Source organism: Janthinobacterium sp. 75, assembly GCF_004365495.1.
In the GTDB taxonomy this organism is placed as follows: Bacteria; Pseudomonadota; Gammaproteobacteria; order Burkholderiales; family Burkholderiaceae_D; genus Janthinobacterium.
Map to the genome: position 1 here is coordinate 390,668 of NZ_SORD01000002.1, position 23,650 is coordinate 414,317.

The 23,650-nt window shown below is 60.4% G+C and carries 14 protein-coding genes; 2 read left to right on the forward strand and 12 right to left on the reverse strand.

Annotation, left to right across the window (positions count from 1 at the left end; translation table 11 throughout):
- Position 1: 1 nt before the first annotated feature.
- The 12 genes from rbfA to C8C89_RS26210 all read right to left on the reverse strand — a co-directional run bounded on the left by rbfA (position 2) and on the right by C8C89_RS26210 (position 17,158).
- Positions 2-424 carry a 30S ribosome-binding factor RbfA gene (rbfA, locus tag C8C89_RS26155; RefSeq protein WP_034782531.1) on the reverse strand — a complete coding sequence of 141 codons (423 nt, stop codon included), beginning with the start codon at positions 422-424 and terminating at the stop codon, positions 2-4.
- 117 nt (positions 425-541) lie between these two features.
- The gene (gene infB, locus C8C89_RS26160) at positions 542-3,400 is read right to left on the reverse strand and encodes a translation initiation factor IF-2 (RefSeq protein WP_133994010.1); all 2,859 of its coding nucleotides are present in this window, start codon (positions 3,398-3,400) and stop codon (positions 542-544) included.
- A 46-nt stretch (positions 3,401-3,446) separates the two neighbouring features.
- Positions 3,447-5,012, reverse strand: coding sequence for a transcription termination factor NusA (gene nusA / locus C8C89_RS26165; protein ID WP_071079176.1), 1,566 nt, complete (start codon positions 5,010-5,012; stop codon positions 3,447-3,449).
- Complete coding sequence (rimP, locus tag C8C89_RS26170) at positions 5,009-5,497, reverse strand: ribosome maturation factor RimP (protein ID WP_071325130.1); 489 nt, start codon at positions 5,495-5,497, stop codon at positions 5,009-5,011. Before rimP ends, nusA begins: the two co-directional genes overlap by 4 nt.
- Before the next feature lie 345 nt (positions 5,498-5,842).
- The gene (gene rluB / locus C8C89_RS26175; protein WP_133994012.1) at positions 5,843-7,927 is read right to left on the reverse strand and encodes a 23S rRNA pseudouridine(2605) synthase RluB; all 2,085 of its coding nucleotides are present in this window, start codon (positions 7,925-7,927) and stop codon (positions 5,843-5,845) included.
- Positions 7,920-8,714 carry an SMC-Scp complex subunit ScpB gene (gene scpB, locus C8C89_RS26180; protein ID WP_034782524.1) on the reverse strand — a complete coding sequence of 265 codons (795 nt, stop codon included), beginning with the start codon at positions 8,712-8,714 and terminating at the stop codon, positions 7,920-7,922. Before scpB ends, rluB begins: the two co-directional genes overlap by 8 nt.
- 397 nt (positions 8,715-9,111) lie before the next feature.
- Positions 9,112-10,131, reverse strand: coding sequence for a glucokinase (locus tag C8C89_RS26185; protein WP_133994014.1), 1,020 nt, complete (start codon positions 10,129-10,131; stop codon positions 9,112-9,114).
- 390 nt (positions 10,132-10,521) lie between these two features.
- The gene (locus tag C8C89_RS26190) at positions 10,522-11,484 is read right to left on the reverse strand and encodes a VTT domain-containing protein (protein ID WP_133994016.1); all 963 of its coding nucleotides are present in this window, start codon (positions 11,482-11,484) and stop codon (positions 10,522-10,524) included.
- A 27-nt stretch (positions 11,485-11,511) separates the two neighbouring features.
- Positions 11,512-13,203, reverse strand: coding sequence for an ABC transporter ATP-binding protein (locus C8C89_RS26195; protein ID WP_133994018.1), 1,692 nt, complete (start codon positions 13,201-13,203; stop codon positions 11,512-11,514).
- Positions 13,204-13,212: 9 nt separating this feature from the next.
- Positions 13,213-14,328 (reverse strand): ABC transporter permease, encoded by a 1,116-nt coding sequence (locus C8C89_RS26200; RefSeq protein WP_101484074.1) that lies wholly within the window; start codon positions 14,326-14,328, stop codon positions 13,213-13,215.
- A gap of 9 nt (positions 14,329-14,337) precedes the next feature.
- A complete protein-coding gene (locus C8C89_RS26205) occupies positions 14,338-15,276 on the reverse strand; it encodes an ABC transporter permease (protein ID WP_034782513.1) in 939 nt (312 codons plus the stop codon).
- A 40-nt stretch (positions 15,277-15,316) separates the two neighbouring features.
- A complete protein-coding gene (locus C8C89_RS26210) occupies positions 15,317-17,158 on the reverse strand; it encodes an ABC transporter substrate-binding protein (RefSeq protein WP_166674922.1) in 1,842 nt (613 codons plus the stop codon).
- 622 nt (positions 17,159-17,780) lie between these two features.
- Between C8C89_RS26210 and C8C89_RS26215 the strand changes: the two genes are divergently transcribed.
- Entirely contained in the window at positions 17,781-20,561 is a 2,781-nt protein-coding gene (locus C8C89_RS26215) for a TonB-dependent receptor (RefSeq protein ID WP_101484072.1), read from the forward strand.
- Between the two features lie 369 nt (positions 20,562-20,930).
- Positions 20,931-23,600, forward strand: coding sequence for a TonB-dependent receptor (locus C8C89_RS26220; RefSeq protein ID WP_133994020.1), 2,670 nt, complete (start codon positions 20,931-20,933; stop codon positions 23,598-23,600).
- The last annotated feature ends 50 nt before the right edge of the window (positions 23,601-23,650 follow it).

Sequence of the window (23,650 nt, forward strand, 5' to 3'; positions counted from 1 at the left end):
CTTACTGCTCGTCCGCTTTGTCTGCAGGCTTCTCGTCCGGCTCGGCGTCGGCCGCGCGCGTGGCGTTGGCCTTGTCGATCAGCAAGGACATTTCCATGCCGCGCGAGGTCGAGCTGTCGTGCACGAAATGCAGCATCGGCAGGGTGTGGATGTGCAGGCGCTTGCCCAGCAAGCCACGGATGAAGCCAGACGCAGCCATCAAGCCTTCGGTGGTGTTCTTGATGGCTTCCTTGCTGTCTTTCAACATCGTGAAAAACACCTTGGCATGCGCGTAGTCAGGGGTGATCTGCACTTCGGTGATGGTGATCATCGTGCCCACGCGCGGGTCTTTCAATTCGTAGGCGACGATTTCAGCCAGATCGCGCTGGATCTGGTCGGCCACGCGCAAGCCGCGCGCTGGCATGGTTTTGCTATGTTTAGCCATGATTTTATGCTGTCCTAAGTGCCGCAGGGCGCATGAGTCAAACGGTTGCCCGTTGACCAATGCGCCCCACGTGTTTGCGCGGACAACCATATGTCCGCGCCATTGTTCTTGCCGAGATTACAGGGTACGAGCGATTTCCTGGACTTCGAACACTTCCAGGGTGTCGCCAACCTGAATGTCGTTGTAGTTCTTCAGCGACAGGCCGCACTCCAGACCGGCGCGAACTTCTTTCGCATCGTCCTTGAAGCGTTTCAGGGAGTCGATCTCGCCGCTCCACACCACGATGTTGTTGCGCAACAGGCGGACGGAAGAAGCACGCTTGACCACGCCATCGGTGACCAGGCAACCGGCAATCGCGCCCACTTTCGAGACCAGGATAACCTGGCGGATCTCGACTTGGCCGATGACGGTTTCGCGTTTCTCTGGAGCCAACATGCCCGACAACGCCGATTTGATCTCATCGATCGCATCGTAAATGATGTTGTAGTAGCGAATGTCCACGCCATTCGACTCGGCCAGCTTGCGTGCCTGGGCATCAGCACGGGCGTTAAAGCCGATGATGACCGCTTTCGAGGCGACTGCCAAGTTGACGTCCGATTCCGTGATGCCGCCGACTGCAGCGTGAACAACTTGTACGCGCACTTCGGAAGTCGACAGTTTCTGCAGCGAACCAACCAGCGCTTCTTGCGAACCTTGCACGTCGGTTTTGATGATCAGCGGCAAGTTTTTCACTTCGCCTTCGGCCATCTGGTCGAACATGTTTTCCAGTTTCGCAGCTTGCTGCTTGGCCAGTTTCACGTCGCGGAACTTACCTTGACGGAACAGACCAATTTCACGCGCCTTGCGCTCGTCAGCCATGACGACGACTTCTTCACCGGCAACCGGCACTTCCGTCAAGCCCTGGATTTCGACCGGAATCGAAGGACCCGCTTCAGCGATGGACTTGCCGTTCTCGTCCAGCATGGCGCGAACACGGCCATACGAAGAGCCAGCCAGAATCACGTCGCCGCGTTTCAAAGTACCGGACTGCACCAGGATCGTCGCGACAGGACCACGGCCCTTGTCCAGACGTGCCTCGACAACCAGGCCGCGCGCAGGCGCATCGACCGGTGCCGTCAGTTCCAGCACTTCGGCTTGCAACAGCACTTGTTCCAGCAGGTCGTCGATACCTTGACCCGTTTTTGCCGAGACGGGCACGAATGGCGATTCGCCACCGTATTCTTCCGGCACGACTTGTTCGGCGACCAGTTCCTGCGTCACGCGGTCCACGTTACCACCCGGTTTGTCGACCTTGTTGATCGCCACCACCAGCGGCACGCCGGCTGCTTTCGCATGGGCAATCGCTTCTTTCGTTTGCGGCATCACGCCATCATCGGCGGCAACCACCAGAATGACGATGTCGGTTGCCTTGGCGCCACGGGCACGCATTGCGGTAAACGCTTCGTGGCCCGGGGTGTCGAGGAAGGTGATCATGCCGCGTGGCGTATCGACGTGGTAAGCGCCGATATGCTGCGTAATCCCGCCCGCTTCGCCGGATGCAACCTTGGCGCGGCGGATGTAATCGAGCAACGAGGTCTTACCATGGTCGACGTGACCCATGACGGTGACCACCGGTGCGCGTGGCTTGGTTTCGAAGTGTGCGTGTTCGCCCACATCGGCCAGCAGCGCTTCCGGATCGTCCAGTTCGGCGGCGAACGCCTTGTGACCCATTTCTTCCACCAGAATCATGGCGGTTTCCTGGTCCAGCACCTGGTTGATCGTGCACATCTGGCCCAATTTCATCAAATGCTTGATGACTTCGGATGCCTTGACGGACATTTTGTGTGCCAATTCGGCCACGGTGATCGTTTCCGGTACGTGCACGTCTTTGACGACGGCTTCCGTAGGAGCCTGGAAGTTCGATTCACGGTCGTCATGGTGCGTCGGGCGACGGCCCTTCGCGCCACCGCGCCAGCTGTCACGGCCGCCTGGGCCGCTATTGCCGCGTGGCTTAGGACCACCGGTGGTGCCGCGTTTCTTCGCGTCATCGGACCAGGTGGACGACACATTGGCCGACTTGATGGATTTCTTGTCTGCAACAGCAGGCTTCTTGTCGCCCGGCTTGTCGCCAGGTTTCTTGTCAGCAGGCTTGTGCAGGGTGCCTTCCGGCGCCTTCGGCTTCACCGGAACCGGTACGGGTTCAGGAGCTTTGATGGCGCGGCGTGGCGCGTTCATCATGGCCTTGATCTGGGCGACTTCGTCGGCAACGGCCTTGCGTGCACGCTCGGTGGCTTCCGCTTTGTCAGCGGCTTCCTTGGCGGCAACAGCAGCGGCAGCGGCTTTCTTCTTCGCTTCTTCAGCGGCAGCAGCTTTTTTAGCTTCGGCAGCGGCGTCGTCAACGACAGGCGCAGCGGCGCTGGCGGCAGGCGCAGCAGCAGCTTTGGCAGCCGCTTTCTTCGCTTCCGCTTCAGCTTCTTTCTTAGCAGCCAATTCAGCCTGTTGCGTGGCTTTCGCCTGGGCTTCTTTTTCCGCGTCGAGCTTGGCCAGACGTTCTTGCTTTTCGCGCAGATCGGCTTCCTGGCGGGCGATCAGTTCAGCCTGTTTACGGGCGTCTTCCTCACGGCGCGCCACGTCGGCGGGATCGATCACCGGTGCGGCAGGCGCGACCGGTTCAGCTGCGACCGGCGCAGCTTCGTCACGCTGGACGAAAGTGCGTTTCTTGCGCACTTCCACCTGGATGGTGCGCGATTTGCCGGTGGCGTCAGCTTGCTTGATTTCAGTCGTTTCCTTGCGGGTCACGGTGATTTTTTTCTTTTCTGTGTCAGCCGCTGCGCCGTGTGTGCGGCGCAGATGATCCAAAAGCTTGTCCTTATCATCTTTCGACAATGGATCTGACGTCGAACTTTTCTCGACGCCGGCAGAACGCAGCTGCGTCAGCAGCAAATCTGCAGGCATCTTCAGTTCGGTGGCAAATTGGGCTACGTTGTTACTCGCCATTCAGTCCTCTTTTCTATGTGTCGCGGAGATGATAAAGATACTCAAATTAAGCCTTTGCGGATTCGGCCAGACTCCATGCCTTGGCTTGCAACGCCTTGGCACGATCGTCGTATTTCGAGTCAACCAACTTCATCTCATCGTCGGTCACATCTTTAAATTCACTTGTAATCAGTTCACGCGCACGGTCCGCAGACAAGGCCAGGATTGCGCCAAATTCGTCGTATGCCAGTGCTGCAAATGCTTCAACGGTCTTGATACCAGCCAGACCCAGCTTGCCGGCGGTAATGCGGTCCATGCCTTCCAGACCCACCAACGCCTCGTCCATGCCTTCCAGACCCTCTTCCGAAGCAATCGCTTCGGTCACGAGCGCATCACGCGCACGGGTACGGAGTTCATTGACGGTATCTTCGTCAAACGATTCGATTTCCAGCATTTCGGAAATTGGCACGTAAGCGATTTCTTCCAGACTGGCGAAACCTTCTTCCACCAGAATATCGGCCACTTCCTGGTCGACATCGAGCTTTTCCATGAACAGGATGCGCACGGCAGCCGTTTCCTGGGCAGCTTTGTCAGCCGATTCTTCGGCCGTCATGATGTTGATCTTCCAGCCGGTCAGGTCCGAGGCCAGGCGCACGTTCTGGCCGGAACGGCCGATCGCGATTGCCAGGTTTTCTTCGTCCACGACGACATCCATCGCGTGTTTTTCTTCATCGACCATGATCGACGAGACGTTCGCCGGCGCCAGGGCGCCGATGACGAACTGCGCCGGATCTTCCGACCACAGCACGATGTCGACACGTTCGCCACCGAGTTCGCCGGTGACAGCCTGCACGCGCGAACCGCGCATGCCGACGCAAGTACCGATCGGGTCGATGCGCTTGTCGGCCGTGTAGACGGCGATCTTGGCGCGCACGCCGGCATCGCGGGCTGCGGATTTGATTTCCAGCATGCCTTGTTCAATTTCCGGCACTTCCAGCTCGAACAGCTTCATGATGAATTCTGGCGCGGTGCGCGACAGGATCACTTGCGGGCCGCGCATATTGCGGTCGATGCGCAAGATATAGGCACGGACACGGTCGCCGATACGCAGATTCTCTTTCGGGATCATCTGATCGCGTGGCAGACGCGCTTCGATCTTGCCCGATTCGACGATGGCGTCGCCGCGTTCCATGCGCTTGATGGTGCCGGTCACGAGCGAATCGCCGCGTTCGAGGAAGTCGACCAGGATCTGTTCACGTTCGGCGTCACGCACGCGCTGCAGGACAACCTGTTTGGTATCCTGGGCGAAACGGCGGCCGAATTCAACGGATTCGATCGGTTCTTCGATGTGGTCATCGACTTCGATATCGGAAATCTGTTCTTTTGCCTCGAAATGCAGGATCTCCTGATCCGGCAATTGCAGGCCCGCTTCATCGGGCACAACGTGCCAGCGGCGGAACGATTCGAATTCGCCCGTTTCGCGGTCGATCGAAACGCGGATGTCTACCTCACCCTCATACCGTTTCTTCGTGGCTTGCGCCAACGCGAATTCGAGGGCGCCGAAGACGACATCTTTATCGACGTTTTTTTCGCGCGCCAGCGCGTCAACCAATAATAAAACTTCGCGGCTCATGCTTTGCGTCCCTTAAAAACCACCTGCGGCACCAAGCGTGCCTTATCCACATCCGCGAGTGTAAATTCCAACATCGCCGGACCATCCTTACCTTCAAATTCCAACGACAATTTATCGCCCACGGGTTCTTGCAAGATCCCCTGGAACGATTTCCGGTTGTTCGTACCCGGCATCGCCACATTCAGCTTGACGATGATTTCCTGACCTGCGAAACGGACAAAGTCTTCCAGCTTGCGCACCGGACGATCCAGACCCGGGGAAGAAATCTCGAGACGCTCGTAAGGAACGTTCTCTACCGTCAACACATGCGATAACTGGTGACTCACCGTGGCACAGTCTTCGACCGTGATCGGACCTTTTTCAGCGGCATCGGCGGCGCTGAAATCAATAAAGACGCGCAGCAGTCCGCGCTCGGCACGTTCGACATCAACGAGCTCATAGCCCAGACCTGTAACTGTCTTTTCAATTAATCCCAACTGCTGCAAGAAATTCTCCAGAAATAAGGCCCGTTTTCGGCATGACAGCGCAGCATTGAGCGCCGACAACATGCAAAAACACGCATTCAAGTCATATATGGCCCCTTGCGGAGCCATTACAAACGGTTCAACAAAAAAAAAATGGGCATCTGCCCATCTTCTTGTATTTCCCCAACCAGATGAAAGCATCTCCCCACCAAACAACCCTGCGGAGAACTTTTATTAGGCTGCAGATTATAACCTCTTATTAACTTCGCCGCAATGCCGCACACAAGGAGCGGCCCGGCTTACAACAGTTACAAGAGCGTGCGCCCGCAGCAGATCAGCGGGCGCGCGAGAAGAAAGTCTCCCGGATTAACCTTTGCTGCGGCGGCGCGGCATGCCATCCATGCCGCCACGATCCATGCCGCCACGCGGCTGGCCACCGGAACGCGCCTGACCGCCGGCACCACCGCCGGCATTGCGGCGCGGACCCGTGTTGGCGAAGCCAAAGGTCGTTTGCAGCGGATCGGGCTGGCGCGGACCACGCTGCGGCGCGCGGCCTTCACCGCCGGCAGGACGCCCCTGACCCTGGCCTGCCGCACGCGGCGGACGCCCCTGGCCTTGCGGCGCACCTTCGAACGATGCCGACGAGCGCGGCTGGCCGCCCTGGAACGGACCTTGCGGCTGGCCACGGCCAGGACCACGCGCTTCGCCAGGACGGCCGGTGCCGCCTGGGCGACCCTGGCCTTGCGGGCGGGCAAACTGGCCTTGTGGCTGGCCACGGCGCGGCGCGACCGGGAAAGGATCGGCGTTGCGGTTGCTCACATCGATGCGGTTGCCATTCGGCTCGTCATCGCGGCTGGCCTTGCGTGCCTCGCGGCCCTTGGCGGCGCCAACGGCACGGGGGTCGCCCGATGCCGGCATTTTCTTTTCGATGCCGTAGGCGGTCAGCAGATCGCGCACGGTGTTCTCATCCATTTCTTCCCAACGGCCGCGCTTCAGGCCGCTCGGCAGGGTCATGGCGCCGTAACGGGTCCGGATCAGGCGCGAGACGGTCAGGCCGATGGCTTCGAACATGCGGCGCACTTCGCGGTTACGGCCTTCGCCGATCACCACGCGGTACCACTTGTTGATGCCTTCGCCGCCGCCATCGGCGATCTTCGAGAACTGCGCCAGGCCGTCTTCCAGCTCGACGCCGGCCAGCAGCTTCTGGCGCATGCCCTCTTCCAGCTCGCCCAGGGTACGCACGGCGTACTCGCGGTCGATGCCGTAGCGCGGATGCATCAGGCGGTTGGCCAGGTCACCGGAAGTGGTGAACAGCAGCAAGCCTTCGGTGTTGAAGTCCAGGCGGCCAACGGCCAGCCACTTGCCGGCTTTCATGGTCGGCAGGCGGTCAAACACGGATGGACGGCCGTCCGGGTCATTATGGCTGACGATTTCGCCGGCCGGCTTGTGGTACACCAGCACGCGTGGCGGCTTCTTGCTGACGCGGCGCTGGATCAACTTGCCATTGATGCGCACGTGGTCGCTCGGCAGGATGCGCTGGCCAATGTGGGCTGGCTCGCCATTCACGGACACGCGGCCCGAAATGATCAGGTCTTCCATGTCGCGGCGCGAACCGAGACCGGCTTCGGCCAGCACCTTGTGCAGCTTCGGCGCATCGTCGTCGGACGTCAGGTCGCGGCGCACGGCCACTTTCTGCACGCGGCCCGTTCCGCCTTCTTCGCTGTCGAACGCGTCGGAGGTGACAAACGAGAACACGGCGTCAGCGTCGCTGAGCTTGCCGGGCGCAGCCTGGCGTCCCTTGCCCTTTTTGCGGCTCTTGCCGGCATTCTTGCCAGCACCCGGAACGTCGTTGCGCGGACCGCGCGGCAGGCGCGGGCCGGAAACGAGGTTGCCTTCGGCATCGAACACATCGGCGACAGGCGCAGCTGCTTGCTCTGCGGCAGGCGCTGCAGCAACTGCTTCGGCTGCCTGCGGCGCTTCGGCGCGCGGCGGCTGGCGCAGTGCGCGTTCCGCTTGCACGCCACGCATCTGGCGCGGACCACGGGTAGGGCGTGCTTCGGCCGGCTTGTCAGCCACGGCTTCCGGCGCCGTTTCAGCGACGGCGGCAGCGGCCTTGGCGGCAGCGCGGGCGCGCGGCGGACGCGGCGCCGGCGCGGCAACCGCCTCGGCAGCGGCTTCTGCGGCGTCGGCCACGGCCTTCAGGGCTGGCTTGGCGCGGGTTTTCTTGACGGCAGGTGCAGCCTCTACGGCGGCGTCAGCGACAGGCGCGTCGGCGGCCACGTCGGCTTTCGTACGGCGCTTCGGCTTGGCAGCGACGCTGTCGCCGGCTGCAGCAGTTGCAACGGCGGCAGCCGCATCAGCTTCGATCTGGGCCTTGGTGCGGCGCTTGGGCTTGACAACGATGGCTTCGTCGCTGGCGGTTACTGTCTCGGGTGTGTTCGGATTATTCATTCTTCGTTTCTTGGCTGTGCTGACCTGGCGCAGCGTCAACCGTTAGTTCTGGCGCAGGGTCGTGAGTGTAGGCTTCGTCCGTGGGCGAAGCATCGGGGCCGGCATCAAGGCTTGCTGTCACATCTACATCTGTCACAGCCGTATTGCTACCTGCACCAAGCTGGGGGACAAGCTCATTGCTTGCCTTGTCAAAATTTTCTTGCAGGGCCGCTTCCAGGGCTTCGAGCCCATTGCCCTGCATTTCACTGATTTGCTGCAACGGCGGCAGCTGGGACAGCGAATGCAAACCCAGGTCATCCAAAAACTGCTTGGTGGTGGCCAGCAAGGCCGGCCGGCCCACCACGTCGCGGTAACCGATGGCATCGACCCAGCCACGGTCTTCCAGCATCTTGATCGTCTGCGAATTGACGGCAACACCGCGGATTTCCTCGATATCGCCGCGCGTCACCGGCTGGCGGTAGGCAATGATGGCCAGGGTTTCCAGGGTCGCCCGCGAATACTTAGGCGGCCGCTCGGGCGTCATGCGATCGAGATACATCTTCATTTCCGGGCGGCTTTGAAAGCGCCAGCCAGAAGCCAGACTGACGATCTCGATGCCGCGCCCTTCCCACTCCTGCCGCAACTCTTCCAGCAATTGCTTGATCGTGTCGGCACCAACGCCGACACCACGCACGCGACCATTCTCGTCCGCATCGACGAACAGCTTTTTCAGGCTGTGGATCGTCAGCGACTCACGAGCGCACAGCAACGCGGTTTCGAGGACTTTTTTAGCCTCAATTGTATTCATAGCAATTCTGTGCGGATGTGTGTTGCAATTCGTATGCAGAGAAAGAAATCAAAAACGTTCATTTCAACGTAACAGAGGGCAGACATCGATGATGACGCCGTGCTGGGTTACTAGTTGAGGCTGTTTTTCCGACGCCTTGGCCGATGCGCGCAAAGCGGGACTAAAGCGGATGCAGTGAAAGTCCTGCCATCCATGGTGCTGGCCTTAAATAACCAGCAATGAAACGAACTCCGGAGCAGCTGCTTTTCCGTGGCGAAGATTCAGCCATACAGGAGAGCGACAGTCGTCGTTTCATCCAACGATGCCAATTGTACCTGATAAAAAGCGGAAAAGCGCAAAACCGGGCAAAACACGCGTTTTACCCGGTCATGGCGCGACACATCGCCCGCTGCCCGCATCACAAGGAGGCGAGTTTCTCCGAGAGAATGGCCGATGCACCCAGGAAAGCTGGATACTGCGCGGTGATGACAAAGGTCGGCACTTGCGACACATAATTGGCGAAGCGGCCCTTGCGCTCGAAGCGGGCGCGGAAACCGGAGCGGTCGAAGCGCGGCCCCAGGCGTGGCACGATGCCGCCGCCGATATAAATACCGCCCAGCGCGCCCAGTGTGACGGCGACGTTGCCCGCCACCGTGCCAAGCATGCAGCAGAACGCTTCGATGACGTCGTCGCACAGCTGGGATTCACCGGCCAGCGCGCGGCGCGTGATTTCCGCCGCAGGCAAGTCTTCCGCCGGCACGCCTGCGCGGTCGGCCAGGGCGCGGTAGATCAGCTCCAGGCCATCACCTGAAATCAGGCGTTCGGCCGAGACGTGCTCATATTCGCGCCAGGCAAATTGCAAAATGCTCACTTCCGTTTCATTCGACGGCGCAAAGCTGACGTGGCCGCCTTCGCTTTGCAGGGCGATCCAGCCGCCGTGCGACGGAATCAGGCCCGACACGCCCAGGCCTGTGCCGGCGCCGATCAGGCCGATGGCCGTGTTTGGACGGGCCGTGCCGGCGCCAATCTGATGCTTCTGTTCGCTGGACAGCTGCGGCAAGGCACGCGCCAGGGCCGTGAAATCGTTGACCACGTCCAGGGTCGTGAAACCGCACTCCTCGCGCATGGCGCGGATCGAGAACGACCAGTGGTGGTTCGTCATGCTGAGGAAATCGCCGTCGACCGGGTTGGCGATGGCGATCATGGCATGGCGCACGGCTTGCCCGCCTGCAGCAGCGATGTGCGGCAGGGCCAGGTAGGCTTGCAGGGCGGCAGACAGACTCGGGTAATCGGCACAGGGCAGCACTTCCACCAGCGTGATGTGGCCAGCGGCCACTTCCAGGGCGAAACGGGCATTGGTGCCGCCCACGTCGGCCAGCAGGCGCGGTCCATCGGCAAAGGCGGAAGTCGGCAATACGGGTGAAGACGAAGCGCTCATGATTTTAAATGATGAAGTGGGACGCATGGGACGCCAAGCTTAAAGGATGAATGCGCCCGGAGGCAAGCAAAGTTTGTAGTTTAAGTACATCAAATCCAGCCTTTATTGGTAGTTCCACTCCAAATGCAACAGGCAGAGGAAAAATTGCTCAAAAACAATGATTTATAGTAAGTACTTGCACTCGACGGGAATGCGAAAATCATGCTGCACAGCAGCAGGAAACCCCTTGAAAGCAGAGTATGCCGGAGTTTGCGCAAAGCCGCTTTGTACGGGGCGGCGCAGGTGTGGCGCTGCCATCCCGTCGGCACGGCGATGGTGTTTTCGTATTATTACTACCGGTTTTTTTCTGCCTATGTTTGCTGCCAAGCTGGCTTGCCAGGGGCAGCGGGATCAGGAAGGCAAGCCTTCGCCCAGCAGGCTGGCGGGCGCCGGCTGGTCCGAGCGGTAGGCGGCATTCCACGCATCGAGGCCGCCATGCAGGGGCTTGGCCCGGTGAAAGCCGTGCTGGTGCAACAGCTTGGCCACTTGCGCGGCCGTCACGTCGCTGGGACAGCTGCAATACACGATGATGTGGCGGTCCTTGTCCATGGCGATCATGGCGGGCACGGGTTCCTTGCCATTGAAGAACAAGGCGCCCGGCACGGCCGGCTCCAGCGCCTGCGCCGTGGCGCTGCGCGCGTCGACCATCAGCGGCTCCTCGCCCTGCTCTATGAGTTCGAGTAATTCATCGATGCCGATACGTTCGATCTGCAAGGCCTGGCGGAAACGCCGGCGCTCGAGGAATTTATACAGCAGGAACAAGCCCAGCAAGGTGGCCAGCATCAGCAAGGCCGTGCTGCCCATGGTGCTGAGCAAGTCGAGCACCTGCTGCACGCTGGAATGGAAAATCACGCCGACGACGATGCCCGTGCCGCTCCACAGCAAGGCGCCCAGGCCCGCGTACAGGAAGAACTGGCCCGGCGGCGTGCCCAGCGCGCCCGACATGGGTGCGGCCACAGTATTGAATCCCGGCACGAACTTGGAGACGATCAGGGCTTTCGGCCCCCAGCGCTTGAATTTGTCTTCCGTCTGGCTGACGCAGTAATCGGGCGACAGCGAGATGCGGCACAGCAGCCGCAGGATACGCTTGCCGAAATGGCGGCCCGCGCGGAACCACGTGAAGTCGCTGATCAGGCAAGCGCCCAGCGCGGCGGCCAGCACCAGTCCCCCATTCATGTCGCCATCGACGGCCAGCGCTCCCGCCACCACAAGGATGGGAAAGGCGGGAATCGGCAGACCGAGCTGCTCCACCAGCACGATGCCAAAGACAATCAGGACACCGTAATGTTCGAGCAGGTAAATGAGGTTGGGCATGGCCGCTATCTTACCGTAAAAAGCCCCTTACAACTGCACGCCCTTGGGTATGGCGCTGAGCAGGGTGCGCGTGTACGGATGCACGGGATTGCGGTACAGCTCATCCGAATCGGCCAGTTCCACCACTTGCCCCTTGTGCATCACCATCACCTGGTCGGCGATGTATTTGACCACAGACAAATCGTGCGAAATGAAGATGTACGACAAGCCAAATTCATCCTGCAAATCCTGCAACAGGTTGAGTACTTGCGCCTGCACCGACACGTCCAGCGCCGACACGGATTCGTCGCACACCAGAATTTCCGGCTGCATGGTGAGACAGCGGGCAATGGCGATGCGCTGGCGTTGGCCGCCGGAAAACTCGTGCGGATAGCGGTGGAAAGCCTGTTCCGGCAATCCCACCTTCTCCAACAGCCAGTAAGCCTTGGCGATGCGTTCCTGGTCATTCGCGCCGATCTTGTGGATGCGCATCGGTTCGAGCAGGATCTGTCCCACCGTAAAACGGGGATTGAGCGAGGCATACGGATTCTGGAAGATGATCTGGATGCGGCGTTTATACGGCAGGTATTCCTTGTTCGGCATGGCAATGAGATCCTTGCCATGGAACATGGCCGTGCCGCCCGTGGCCTGGTGCAGGCGCAGCAGGGTCAGACCCACCGTCGTCTTGCCGGAACCGGATTCGCCCACCACGCCCAAGGTTTTCCCTCGTGGCAAGGTAAATGACACGTCCTTGACTGCCTGGAATTCGCGCTTGCCGAACAGGCCTGCACGCGTATAAAAGCTTTTACTCAGATTATTCACCACCAGCACGGGCTCGTCACCCGGCGTATAGCCGCGCGTGCGCTGTTTCACTTCCACGCCGGGGCCCGCCTTGCCTTCCATGTAGTCGGCAATCACGGGCAAGCGCCACGGGCGCTCATCCAGCGAGGGGCGGCAATGCAGCAAGGCTTTGGTGTAGCTGTCCTGCGGCGCCTCGAACACCTGGCGCACCTCGCCCGTCTCGCGCACTTCGCCGTGGCGCATGACGATGACCTGGTCGGCAATTTCTCCCACCAGGCCCAGGTCGTGGGTAATGAAAAGCACGGACATTTGATGTTTCTTTTGCAGCGCCGCGATCAAGTCCATGATCTGCTTCTGGATCGTCACGTCCAGCGCCGTCGTCGGTTCGTCCGCGATCAGGAGTTTCGGTTCGCAGGCAATCGCCATGGCGATCATCACGCGCTGCTGCTGGCCACCCGACATCTGGCTCGGGTAGGCGTCGATCTTGGTGGCGGGATCGGGTATGCCCACTTCGTCGAGCAACTCCAGGGTGCGCGCGCGCGCCTGCTTGCGGTTCATGCCCATGTGCTGGCGCAACACTTCAGCGATCTGGAACCCGACGGTAAACACGGGGTTCAGCGACGACATCGGCTCCTGGAAGATCATCGAAATATCCTTGCCGCACATGGTGCGGCGCTCGGCGATCGACAGTTTGAGCAGGTCGCGCCCGCCAAAGTGGATGCTGGACGCGGGATCGATGATGGTGTTATCTGGCGGCAACAAGCCCATCACGGCCAGCGAGCTGACGGACTTGCCGCTGCCCGATTCGCCCACCAGCGCCACGGTGCTGTTGCGCGGCACGTTGAACGAGATGCCCTTGACGGCTTCAAACGTGGTTTTCTTGTCCAGGCGGAAGGTGACGCGCAGGTCGCGCACTTCCAACAGGTTATTCTGGTCCATGAGCAACTCCTATTTCACTTTGGGGTCGAGCGCATCGCGCAAGGCATCGGTAAACAGCGAGAACGCCGTCACCAGCACGGCCATCGCCGTGGCGGCGGCGGTCAGCTGCCACCATTTGCCCAGGATCAGTTCATTTTGTGCCTCGTTGAGCATGCTGCCCCACGACACGGTGCCCACCGGCACGCCAAAGCCGAGGAAGCTCAAAATCACTTCGGCCTTGATGAAGCCCACCACCAGAATTGACATTTGCACCAGCGCCACGTGGCTCACGTTGGGGAAGATGTGGGAAAACATCTTGCGCCAGTGCGAGGCGCCGATGGCGTCGGCCGCCATCACGTACTCGCGCGCCTTGTGCTTGATGTATTCGGCGCGGATCAAACGGTACGGCCCCGTCCAGCCCGTCAAGCCCAGGATCAGCACGATGGTCAGCACGCCCTTTTGCTGCAGCACGGCCGCCACGGTGAGTATCATCAGAATGGACGGAATCGACGTGAAAATACTGTAGAACCAGTTGAAGAAATCATCGACGATGCCGCCAAAGTAACCGGACACGGCGCCAAACAAGGTGCCCAGCACGACGGCCAGCAAGGCTGCCACCAGGCCCACCACGATCGACGTTTCGCCGCCCTTGATGGTTTTCTGGACAATGTCGTGACCCCACTTGTCGGCGCCGAACGGCAAGGTTGCCGCCTTGTGCGCGATCAACTTCTTCGTCTTGCCCATGCCGGCGCGCAAGGCCGTCAAGTCGTCGGCCAACGGGTCGGTGACACCGTACATTTCCACGCCAGCCGATGGATTGCTGCCCATCTGGGCGCGCAGTTCGGCGATATCGTCGGCCAGCGGGTCGAGCACATTGACTTGTGTCGGTGCGCTGCGCTCGTCCGGCAGGGGAATGGCGCCATCACCGGACGCGGACGCGTCCTTGTCGGCACCGATGAAGGTGGGCGGCGCATAGCTGACGGCCACTTCATCTTCCCAGTTCGAGGCTACCAGGCCACTGGCGGACGCCAGCACCAGCAGGAAAAACGCGCCGACCACGGCCAGCGATACCATTGCAATCTTGTCGCCGCGCAAACGGCGCCACGCCAGGGCCCACAGGCCGGGCGATGTATGAGGTTTCGACATCGTCTCTTTCTACTTCAGTTGTACGCGAGGATCGACCGCCTGGTACAGCAGGTCGGTGAGCAGGTTGAAGAGCATGGTGGCGGCGGCAACATACACGGTGATCGCCTTGATCACCGGAAAGTCGCTGCGCTCGACCGCCAGAATCACTTCACGCCCGATGCCGGGAATGCCGAAGAAGCGTTCCAGCAGGAAAGCACCGATCAGCAGGGCCGGCAAGTTCGACATCACATAGGTAATGATGGGAATGCCGGCGTTGCGCAGCACGTGCACCCACATGATGCGGCCTTCCTTCAAGCCCTTGGCGCGCGCCGTGCGCACGTAATCCTGGTTGGCCTCGTCCAGCACGAAAGTGCGGAACAGGCGCAGGGTGGGCGCAATGGAGACGGCCAGGCCGATCAAAATGGGCAAGGTCGAATAGCGCAGCAGGTTTTCCCAGAAGCTGTCGCCCCAGCCCTGCACGGGGAACAGGCCCAGCTTGTAGGCAAAGCCATACTGGAAGACGATGATGTAGACGAGGATGGAAATCGACATGCCCACCGTGCAGGCGATCATGACGGCGCGGTCCGTCAGCGAACCGCGCACGAAAGCGATGGCCAGCGCCAGCGCCACGCCAAAAAACGTTTCCAGCACGGTCAGCGGGATCAGCACCATCATCGACGGCCCCAGGCGCGAAGTGATGATATGCGATACGGATTCCCCCGTGGCCCAGCTCTGGCCGAAGTCAAACGTGACGATCTGCTTGATGAAGATCCACAGCTGAACGTAGTACGGCTGGTCGACACCGAGCTGACGGCGGATGTTGGCAATGCTTTCCGCACTCGACATCTTGCCGGCCAAAATGTAGGCGGGGTCGCCGCCCACCCAGTTAAACAGGATGAAGACCAGCAGGACGACGCCCAGCATGGTGGGCAGCATCTGCCACAAGCGGCGCAGGATATAAGCAAACATAATGATTCCTTGTCGTATATGGTGTTATAAGCGGCCGCGCTTATTTTTTAGCCGAATCAGCAGCAGGCGCCACTGGCGCACTGCTGCTGTCGATATCCATGTACGCCCATTCCTGGAACAGGATCGGGTGCTTCTTGTAGCCGAGTACCGACTTTTGCGCCAGCATGTTGCGGTAGCGCGCATAGCCGATCAGGGCGCCCGCGTTCACTTCCAGGCGGCGCGCCATCTTGTGGAACAGTTCATCGCGCTCGGGGCTGGCCGGCATGGCCTGGCTGGCTGCATACCATTTATCGTATTCCGGGTCCTGGTAGCAGCCGTTGTTGTTCTGGTGCGTATTCGGGCCATAGAACAGCTGCATGAAGTTGTCGCCGTCCGGATAATCGGCCAGCCACGGCGCCGTGCGCGTCTGCATCTTGCACTGCTTTTCCGTCTTTAGAATGTCGGAAAAGATCATGCGGTCGTTTTCCATGCGGATGCCCAGCGAGTTATACGTCTTGCGCCACATTTCCGCCTGCAGCACGCCATTGGCTTCGTTGCGCGAAGCGTAGCGGATCAGCAGCGGCTTGCCGTCCGGCAAGGTTCGCCAGCCATCTGCGCCCTTCTTGTAACCGAATTTGTCGAGCAATTTGTTCGCCAGCACGGGATCGTATTGCAGCAGGCTTTTGTAGTGGGGATCGTAGCCGACGACGCCGGGCGGTATCGGATAGTCGAGACGCTTGGCCTGGCCATTCCAGATGATGCGGATTTCTTCATCGATATTGTGCGCCATGGCAATCGCACGGCGCAGGGCGATCTTTTCCTTGCTGAAGCCGCCGAGGGTGGGGTCTTCCATGTTCCAGTAGTAATAACTGATTTCCGGATCCAGCAGGCGCGACAGTTGTACGCCCTTCTCCGCCAGCTCGGGACGCAGCTTGCCGTTCAGCAGCGCTTTCGGCGCCAGCGGGCCATCGAGCCAGAACACGTCCGTGCCGCCGCTCTGGAAGGACAGCCAGCGCGACTGGTCTTCGATCATCACGGAAATTTCGATGCGGTCGATGGCGGGAATGCGCTTGCCCTGCATCTGGCGCACGATGCGCTGGTCGTCCGGGTCGTCGCCGGCCATGAAATTCCAGGTTTCCGGCAAATGCTGGGGGTTGCGGTTCAGAACGATGCGGTTGCCGCGCGTCCATTCACCGAGCGTGTAATAGCCGGTGCCGACGGGATTCGAACCCACTTCGCCCTTCACGTCGCCGTACTTCTCCACCACTTCACGCGCCACGGCAGCCGTCGGCACGTAGGCAAGGATCATGGGGAAATTGAAATCGGTCTTGGCCAGCGTGATGCGCAAGGTATACGGGTCGAGGATTTCCAGGCCGGCTACCTTCTTGTTGAAGTCGAGCTTGTTCGACTTGGCCGCGTCCTTCGCCAAGTCATCGAGGCCGACCACCTTGCCTTCGAACAGCCAGGTGTGGGGCGAGGCCAGGCGCGGGTCGAACAGTCGCTTCCACGAATACACATAGTCGGCCATGGTCAGTTCGCGGCGCTTGCCTCCAAACGCGGCGTCGGGCGTAAACAGGATGCCTTTTTTCAGGCGGATGGTGTAGGTCTTGCCGTCGGCTGATACTTCCGGCATCGCAGCCGCCGCGCCGGGCACCACCTTCACGGGGCGCGCCAGGTAATCATAGGTGTACAGGGTGTCGAAGACAGCCTGCGTGATGTGGTTCGAATACAGGTCGCGCGCGGTAGCCGGATCAAAGCCCGTCTCGGCGGCCGGCAAGATATAGCGCAAGGTTTTGACCGGCGCGGCCGCAGGGGCGGCATCCGCAGCAACGGCAGTGGCCGCCAGCGGCAGGGTGGCCAGGCAGGCGAGCAGCGCCATGCGCCGCATCCATGGTGACTTCATGTAATACCCTTCATCTCGATTATCTGTCGCACCGTATTGGTGCGCTTGTACTGGCTTCCCCCTGGGATACAGGATTCCACCGCCAAAACCAGTCCATCTCTGCAAGATCTATGCCTTGTTAGCAGCCAGCAGCGCCGGTGGTTTGACGCGCTGGAAAACGCGTAACGATAACGCATATTTTGCATGCCGGGCGAAAAGCCGCGGCACTTCTGGCGTGCGCAGCAACAAGCACCCGCGCCAACGGGGAAATTTTCCGCAACGCAACATCACCTGAGCAATGCCGGACAAATGCCCATTGGTAGAAACCCTTACGTCCGTGAATGGGCGCACTTTTTATCGAGGGACGGAAAACGCATGGCGCGGCGCAACATAAAAATAATTGTCAATAATGAAATACCTCAACATTATAAAAAACACTGTTGTTTCCATCCCGAAATGTCACATTTACACGTTGACAAGGTTTCTCGGCAAATGGTCTTATCAATCACGGCAACGCACAGTATGCCGTTCGTCCCACAGCGATTGCCAACGCAGCAATCTTTTTTATCCTAGCGAGGTTGTGTCGCAAAACGGCCAGCCGAACTTACTTTCGGAGTTTTTGAGAATGATGATGGAAACAGTTATGTCCCGCTCCGTACGCCTGATTTTTTCGGGTAGCGTAGCAGCGGTTAGCCTAGGCATGATGGCTGCGCCGGCAATGGCGCAAGACGCCAATGTCCAACGTGTGGAAATTACAGGATCGAGCATCAAACGGGCGACGGCAGAGACCGCGTCACCGGTACAGGTCATTACCCGCGATGACTTGATGAAGTCGGGCAAGGCCACCGTGGCCGAATACCTGCAAACCCTGACCGCCGATGGCGCAGGCTCCCTGCCAACGGGATTCGGCAACGGTTTTGCCGCCGGTTCCACGGCCATCTCGCTGCGCGGCCTGGGCGCCACCTCGACCCTGGTGCTGCTCAATGGCCGCCGCATGGCCCCGTTTGCGCGTGCCGATGACGGCCAGAAGAGCTTCACCGACCTCTCCACCGTGCCGATGCAGATCGTCGAACGCATCGAAATCCTCAAGGACGGTGCTTCCTCCACCTACGGCGCGGACGCCATCGCCGGCGTGGTCAACATCATCCTGCGCAAAGACTTCGAAGGCCTGACCCTGAAAGGCGATACGGGCATCTCCGGCGACAGCGATGCCAAGCAACACCGCGCCTCGCTGACCTTCGGCAAGGGTAATCTGGATACGGATAAATTCAACGTCGTCGTCAATGCCGAATACACCAAATCGGACATGCTGATGAACAATGAGCGTGCCGGCCGCAAATGGATCGGCAAGGCCGACCTGCGTCCGTACGGCTATGCGATCAACACCCAGTTCGCCGGCGGCTACATCAACGGCAACAACGATGCGAATGCCTCGCCGACAGGCCTGATCCGCGATCCCGTCACCAACAACTATGTCTCCCTGCCCGGCTGCTCCACCTTATCCGTATCTTCGCCGCAAGATCCGAAGGGCGGCTGCCTGTGGCATCACGACCAGTTCCGCTCCATGCAGCCGAAGATCGAATCGATCAACCTGTACACACGCGGTACCTGGCAAGTCAATGCCGATACCCAGGTGTACGCGGAAGCGGGCTACTCGAAGCGCGATACGGCATTTACCCTGATACCGCCATCGATCACGCCGACCATCGCCTTCCCGCCGAACGCCGGCAGCCCGACTGGCGTCATCAACTACGGTTCCGGCGCCGGCACCACCATTGTGCTGGCCGCTGGCCACCCACAAAATCCGTATGGCGTGCCGGTGCGCGTGCGCTACCAGGCCTTCGACGTGGGCGCCAGCACACGCCAGGCCAACAATGAATTCAACCGCATCGTGCTCGGCGTCAAAGGCAACGCCATGGGCTGGGATTACGACGCCGGCTATACGCATTCGGAATCGAAGCTGCACCTCGACTACAGCAACATGCTCAACATGGCCGTCGTCAAGGATGCCCTGGGCAATCCGAACAGCAAGTATTTCCCATACTATATCGGCGCACAGGCAGGCAAGAATCCGGCCTCGCTGTACGCGGCCATGGTGACGAACGCCACCTCCGATTCGACCACCAAGCTCGACATCATCGACTTCAAGGCTTCGCGCGAGCTGATGCAGTTGCCGGGCGGTGCCCTGGGCCTGGCCGTGGGAGCGGAACACCGCCGCGACAAGCTCGACAATCCATCGCTGTCGGGCACGGAAAACGGTTCCATTAACTCCAGCTATGTGGCAGCCAAGGGCGACAGCAAAGTCTCGGCCGTCTTCCTCGAGGTGCTGGCGCCCGTCATCAAGACGGTGGAACTGTCGGGCGCCTTGCGTTACGACAAATACGACCGTTTCTCGTCGACCACGCCGAAACTGGGCGCCAAGTGGACGCCGCTGAAAACCTTTGCCGTACGCGGTACGTATTCGGAAGGCTTCCGCGCACCGGGACCTGCGGAAAGCAATGCCAATTCGCAATCAACGGGCACCTCGACGGTCAGCGATCCCGTGCGCTGCCCGGGCGGCACGCGTTTGCCGGGCGCCAATGCGAGCGACTGCGAACTGCAAGTGGCTGCCGTCAAGATTGGCGACCCTAACCTCAAGCCGGAAAAGTCCAAGGGCTACACCCTGGGCCTGGTGTGGGATCCGTTCAACGATACCAGCCTGTCGCTGGACGGCTGGAAGATCAAGCGTGAAAACGAGATCAACCCGCTGCCGTACAACGAAGCTGCCGCCCTGCCGACCGCGATCCGCGCCGACAACAACCTGACCATCAATGGCGTCGTCACGCCGAACACGGGCACTTTGCTGATCACCAAGGCACCGTACCGCAACTCCAGCTTTACGGAGATCAAGGGTATCGACCTGGACATCAAGCAGCGGGTGCGCCTGGGCGACTACGGCCGCGCCACGTTTGGCCTGACCTGGACCCACATCGCCTCGTGGGTGCGGGCCGAATCGTCCACCGTGAGCTACCAGTTCGCTGGCACGCATGGCAACTGCGATACCTCCAACTGCGCCGGTACGCCGAAGGACAAGATCAATCTCACCGGCTCGTGGGATCTGGGCAACTGGAATGTCAGCGGCGTGCTGAACTATCGTTCGGACATGAAGAATATCCTGTTTGAAGGCAAGCCTTGCGCCTCCAAGCTGGCCGATGGCACGTCCGCGCCGAACGGTTGCAAGATCGCCTCGTTCACCACGCTCGACCTGTCGAGCCGTTGGAACGTCAACAAACAGTTGCAATTGTTTGCCTCGATCAACAACGTGACCGACAAGATCGCGCCGCTCGACCCCCTGACCTACGGCGGCATGAGCTACAACCCGATGGATGCCAGCGGCGCCATCGGCCGCTACTTCAAACTGGGCGCCAGCTACAAGTTCTTCTAAGCCCCAGCACAGGCTGCCAAGTGCAGCCTGTGCATCCGGCAGGCGCCAGTCACTATCGCCATGCCAGCCACACCAACGCCCGTTGCTCCGCAGCGGGCGTTTTATTTTGCGCGCCCGACGCCAGCACTGGGCACGGCCGCTATCTTCATTAATGCCGCACAAAATGCGCCTACTTTGTTTTAAATCACTCCCGATGACGTACTGCGTTGTTTAAGCACACAAAGCCATTTGCCATGTTGACAAGGACTTTTGTGGATCATTACAGTTGGTCAGTTGAAAAGATATACATACTTTTCAATGTTCTCGGTGCGCCAACCGGCGCGGCCGTTCTTGCCCTTTTAGCCAACCGCTTTTTCAGGAGTCTTGAACATGATCAGAGAAACACGCTTGTCCCATTCCATCCGTTTGATCTGCGCCAGCGGCCTTGCCGCTGGCCTGCTCAGCCAGCAGGCGCTGGCGCAAGAAGTCAGCGATACGAGCACCATGCAGCGCGTTGAAGTCACCGGCTCTTCCATCAAGCGACTGGTCTCGGAAACAGCCACCCCCCTCTCCATCTTCAAGGCCGAAGATTTTGCCAAGCAGGGCTTGACCACGGCACAGGAAGTGCTCAGCAAGATACCCTCGAATTCCTCCAGCATGGGCAGCGGCAACGCCGTCGGCGGCAACACCAGCGGCCTGCCCACGGGCGGCCAGGCCAGCGCCGACTTGCGCGGCCTGGGCGGCGACAAGACCCTGGTGCTGCTCAATGGCCGGCGCATCGCCAACCATCCGTATGACGGCGCCAGCGTCGACCTGAACATCATTCCCATCGCTGCCCTGGAGCGCATCGAAGTGCTGCGCGACGGCGCCTCGGCCATCTACGGCACGGACGCCATCGGCGGCGTCATCAACTTCATCACCAAGCGCTCGATCAATGTCACCAACATTACCGCCGAGGCGGTCGCGCCCGAACACAAGGGCGGCGGCGAGCACCGCATCAATCTGTCGACGGGCTTCGGCAAGCTCGACACGGACGGCTACAATATTTTCGGCGTGGTCGATTACCACAAGCAAAATGTACTCACGTCGCAGGACCGCGATTTTTCCAAGACCGGCATCATTCCCGAGCGGGGCCTGTCCCTCACCAGCGGCACCACCTTCCCCGGCAACTACTTCGATGCCGCGGCCAACGGCGGCAAGGGCCTGGCCGGCAATCCGTACGCGGCCACGGGCTGCAACCAGCCCCTGTCGGTAGCGGCGGCCAACGGCACCTGCCGCCAGGACTATACGCGGCAGATCGACGACCTGCCGGCGCAGGAACAGGTGGCTGTCTTCGGCAAGGGCGCCTTCAAGCTGGGCGGCGGCCACCTGGCCACCGTGGAATATCTGCACTCGGAAAACAAGGTAAAAGCACGCACGGCGCCGCCGCCGCAAACGGGCTTGATCTTGCCCAATACCAGCAAATACTATCCGGGCAATACGGGCGGCGTGCCGGCCCAGCCGGGCTTGTCGGGACAGCCCCTGAGCGTCAACTGGCGGCCCGTGGAAGCGGGCCAGCGGCAGATCGATTCGGACGGCAAGGCGGACCGCCTGGTGCTGGCCCTCGAAGGCGAGCTGGCCGGATGGGACTACAAAACAGGCCTGAGCCACGCCATCAGCAAGTCGTCCGAGAAATTTACGGGCGGCTATGTGCAGGATGCCTCGTTTGCGGCCGGTGTGCTCAATGGCATCCTGAATCCCTTCGGCATGCAGGACACGGCCGGCAAGGCTTACCTGGACAGCACCGCCCTGCGCGGCGAGGTACAGAATGCCAAGGTCACCACCACGGGCTTCGACATCAAGGGCAGCCGCGAACTGATGCAGCTGGCCGGCGGCCCGCTGGCGATCGCACTGGGCGGTGAACTGCGGCGTGAAAAAGCCGACTTCAATGTCAACCGCGATATCGCCAGCCAGGCCACCAGTTCCGGCCTGTCCGGTTCTCTGTCGAAGAGCGGTTCGCGCACGATCCAGGCCGTTTTCGGCGAAGTCAACTTGCCGCTGATCAAGGATCTGGAAGTACAGCTGGCGGCACGCTTCGACCATTACAGCGACGTGGGCAGCACCACCAACCCCAAGCTGGCCCTGCGCTACCAGGCCAGCAATGCGCTGGTGCTGCGCGGCTCGGCCAGCACGGGTTTCCGCGCTCCCACCCTGTTTGAAAAGAATGCGCCGCCGTCGAAGAACGATACCAACGATTCCTACGACGATCCCATCCTCTGCCCGGGCGGCGTGCCACAGCCGGGCGCCAATCCCCTGCGCGATTGCGACTTGCAGCAATTCAAGCTGCAAGGCGGGAATGAAAAGTTGAAACCGGAAAAATCCACCACCTTCGCCTTCGGCCTGGTGCTCGAACCGGTCAAGGAAGTCACCGTCGCCATCGATTACTGGAACATCCATCTGAAGGACAAGATTTCGTCCCTGCCCGAACAATCCATCTACGGTAACTACGAAAAATACAAGGCCTTGTTCCTGCGCAATCCCGACGGTTCGCCTTTCGCCATCCTGGACTTGAACGACAACCTCGGCGAAGTGAAAACCGACGGTATCGACGTCAGCCTGAATGCACGCCTGGGGCGCGGCACCTACGGCGATTTCAGCGTGTCGGTCGATGGCACCTGGACCCACAAGTATGACTACCAGAATGAGCGCGGTGGCGAATTCATTGCCAACGTGGGCCGCTATGCGGATAACAATCCTGTGTTCCGCTGGAAACACACGGCGGCCCTCAACTGGCGCTTGGGCAACTGGGGCGCCACCGTGTCGCAATCGTTCAAGTCCGGCTACACGGACCAGAACCAGGTCGATCCGCAGTACCGGCACGATGTGCCCTCCTACAGCCTGCTGAACGTGTCGGGTAGCTACGTATGGAAAGGCTTGCTGTTGACGGCCGGCGTGAAGAACCTGTTCGACAAGGAACCACCGTTCTCGAACCAGGGCACCCTGTTCCAGAAAGGCTATGACCCACGCTACACGGACCCGATCGGGCGCGCCTACTACCTGCGCGGCAGCTATACGTTCTAAGGGAGATGGGCTGAAACAGCGATAAACGGGGCAGCGCTGGCAAGCGTTTG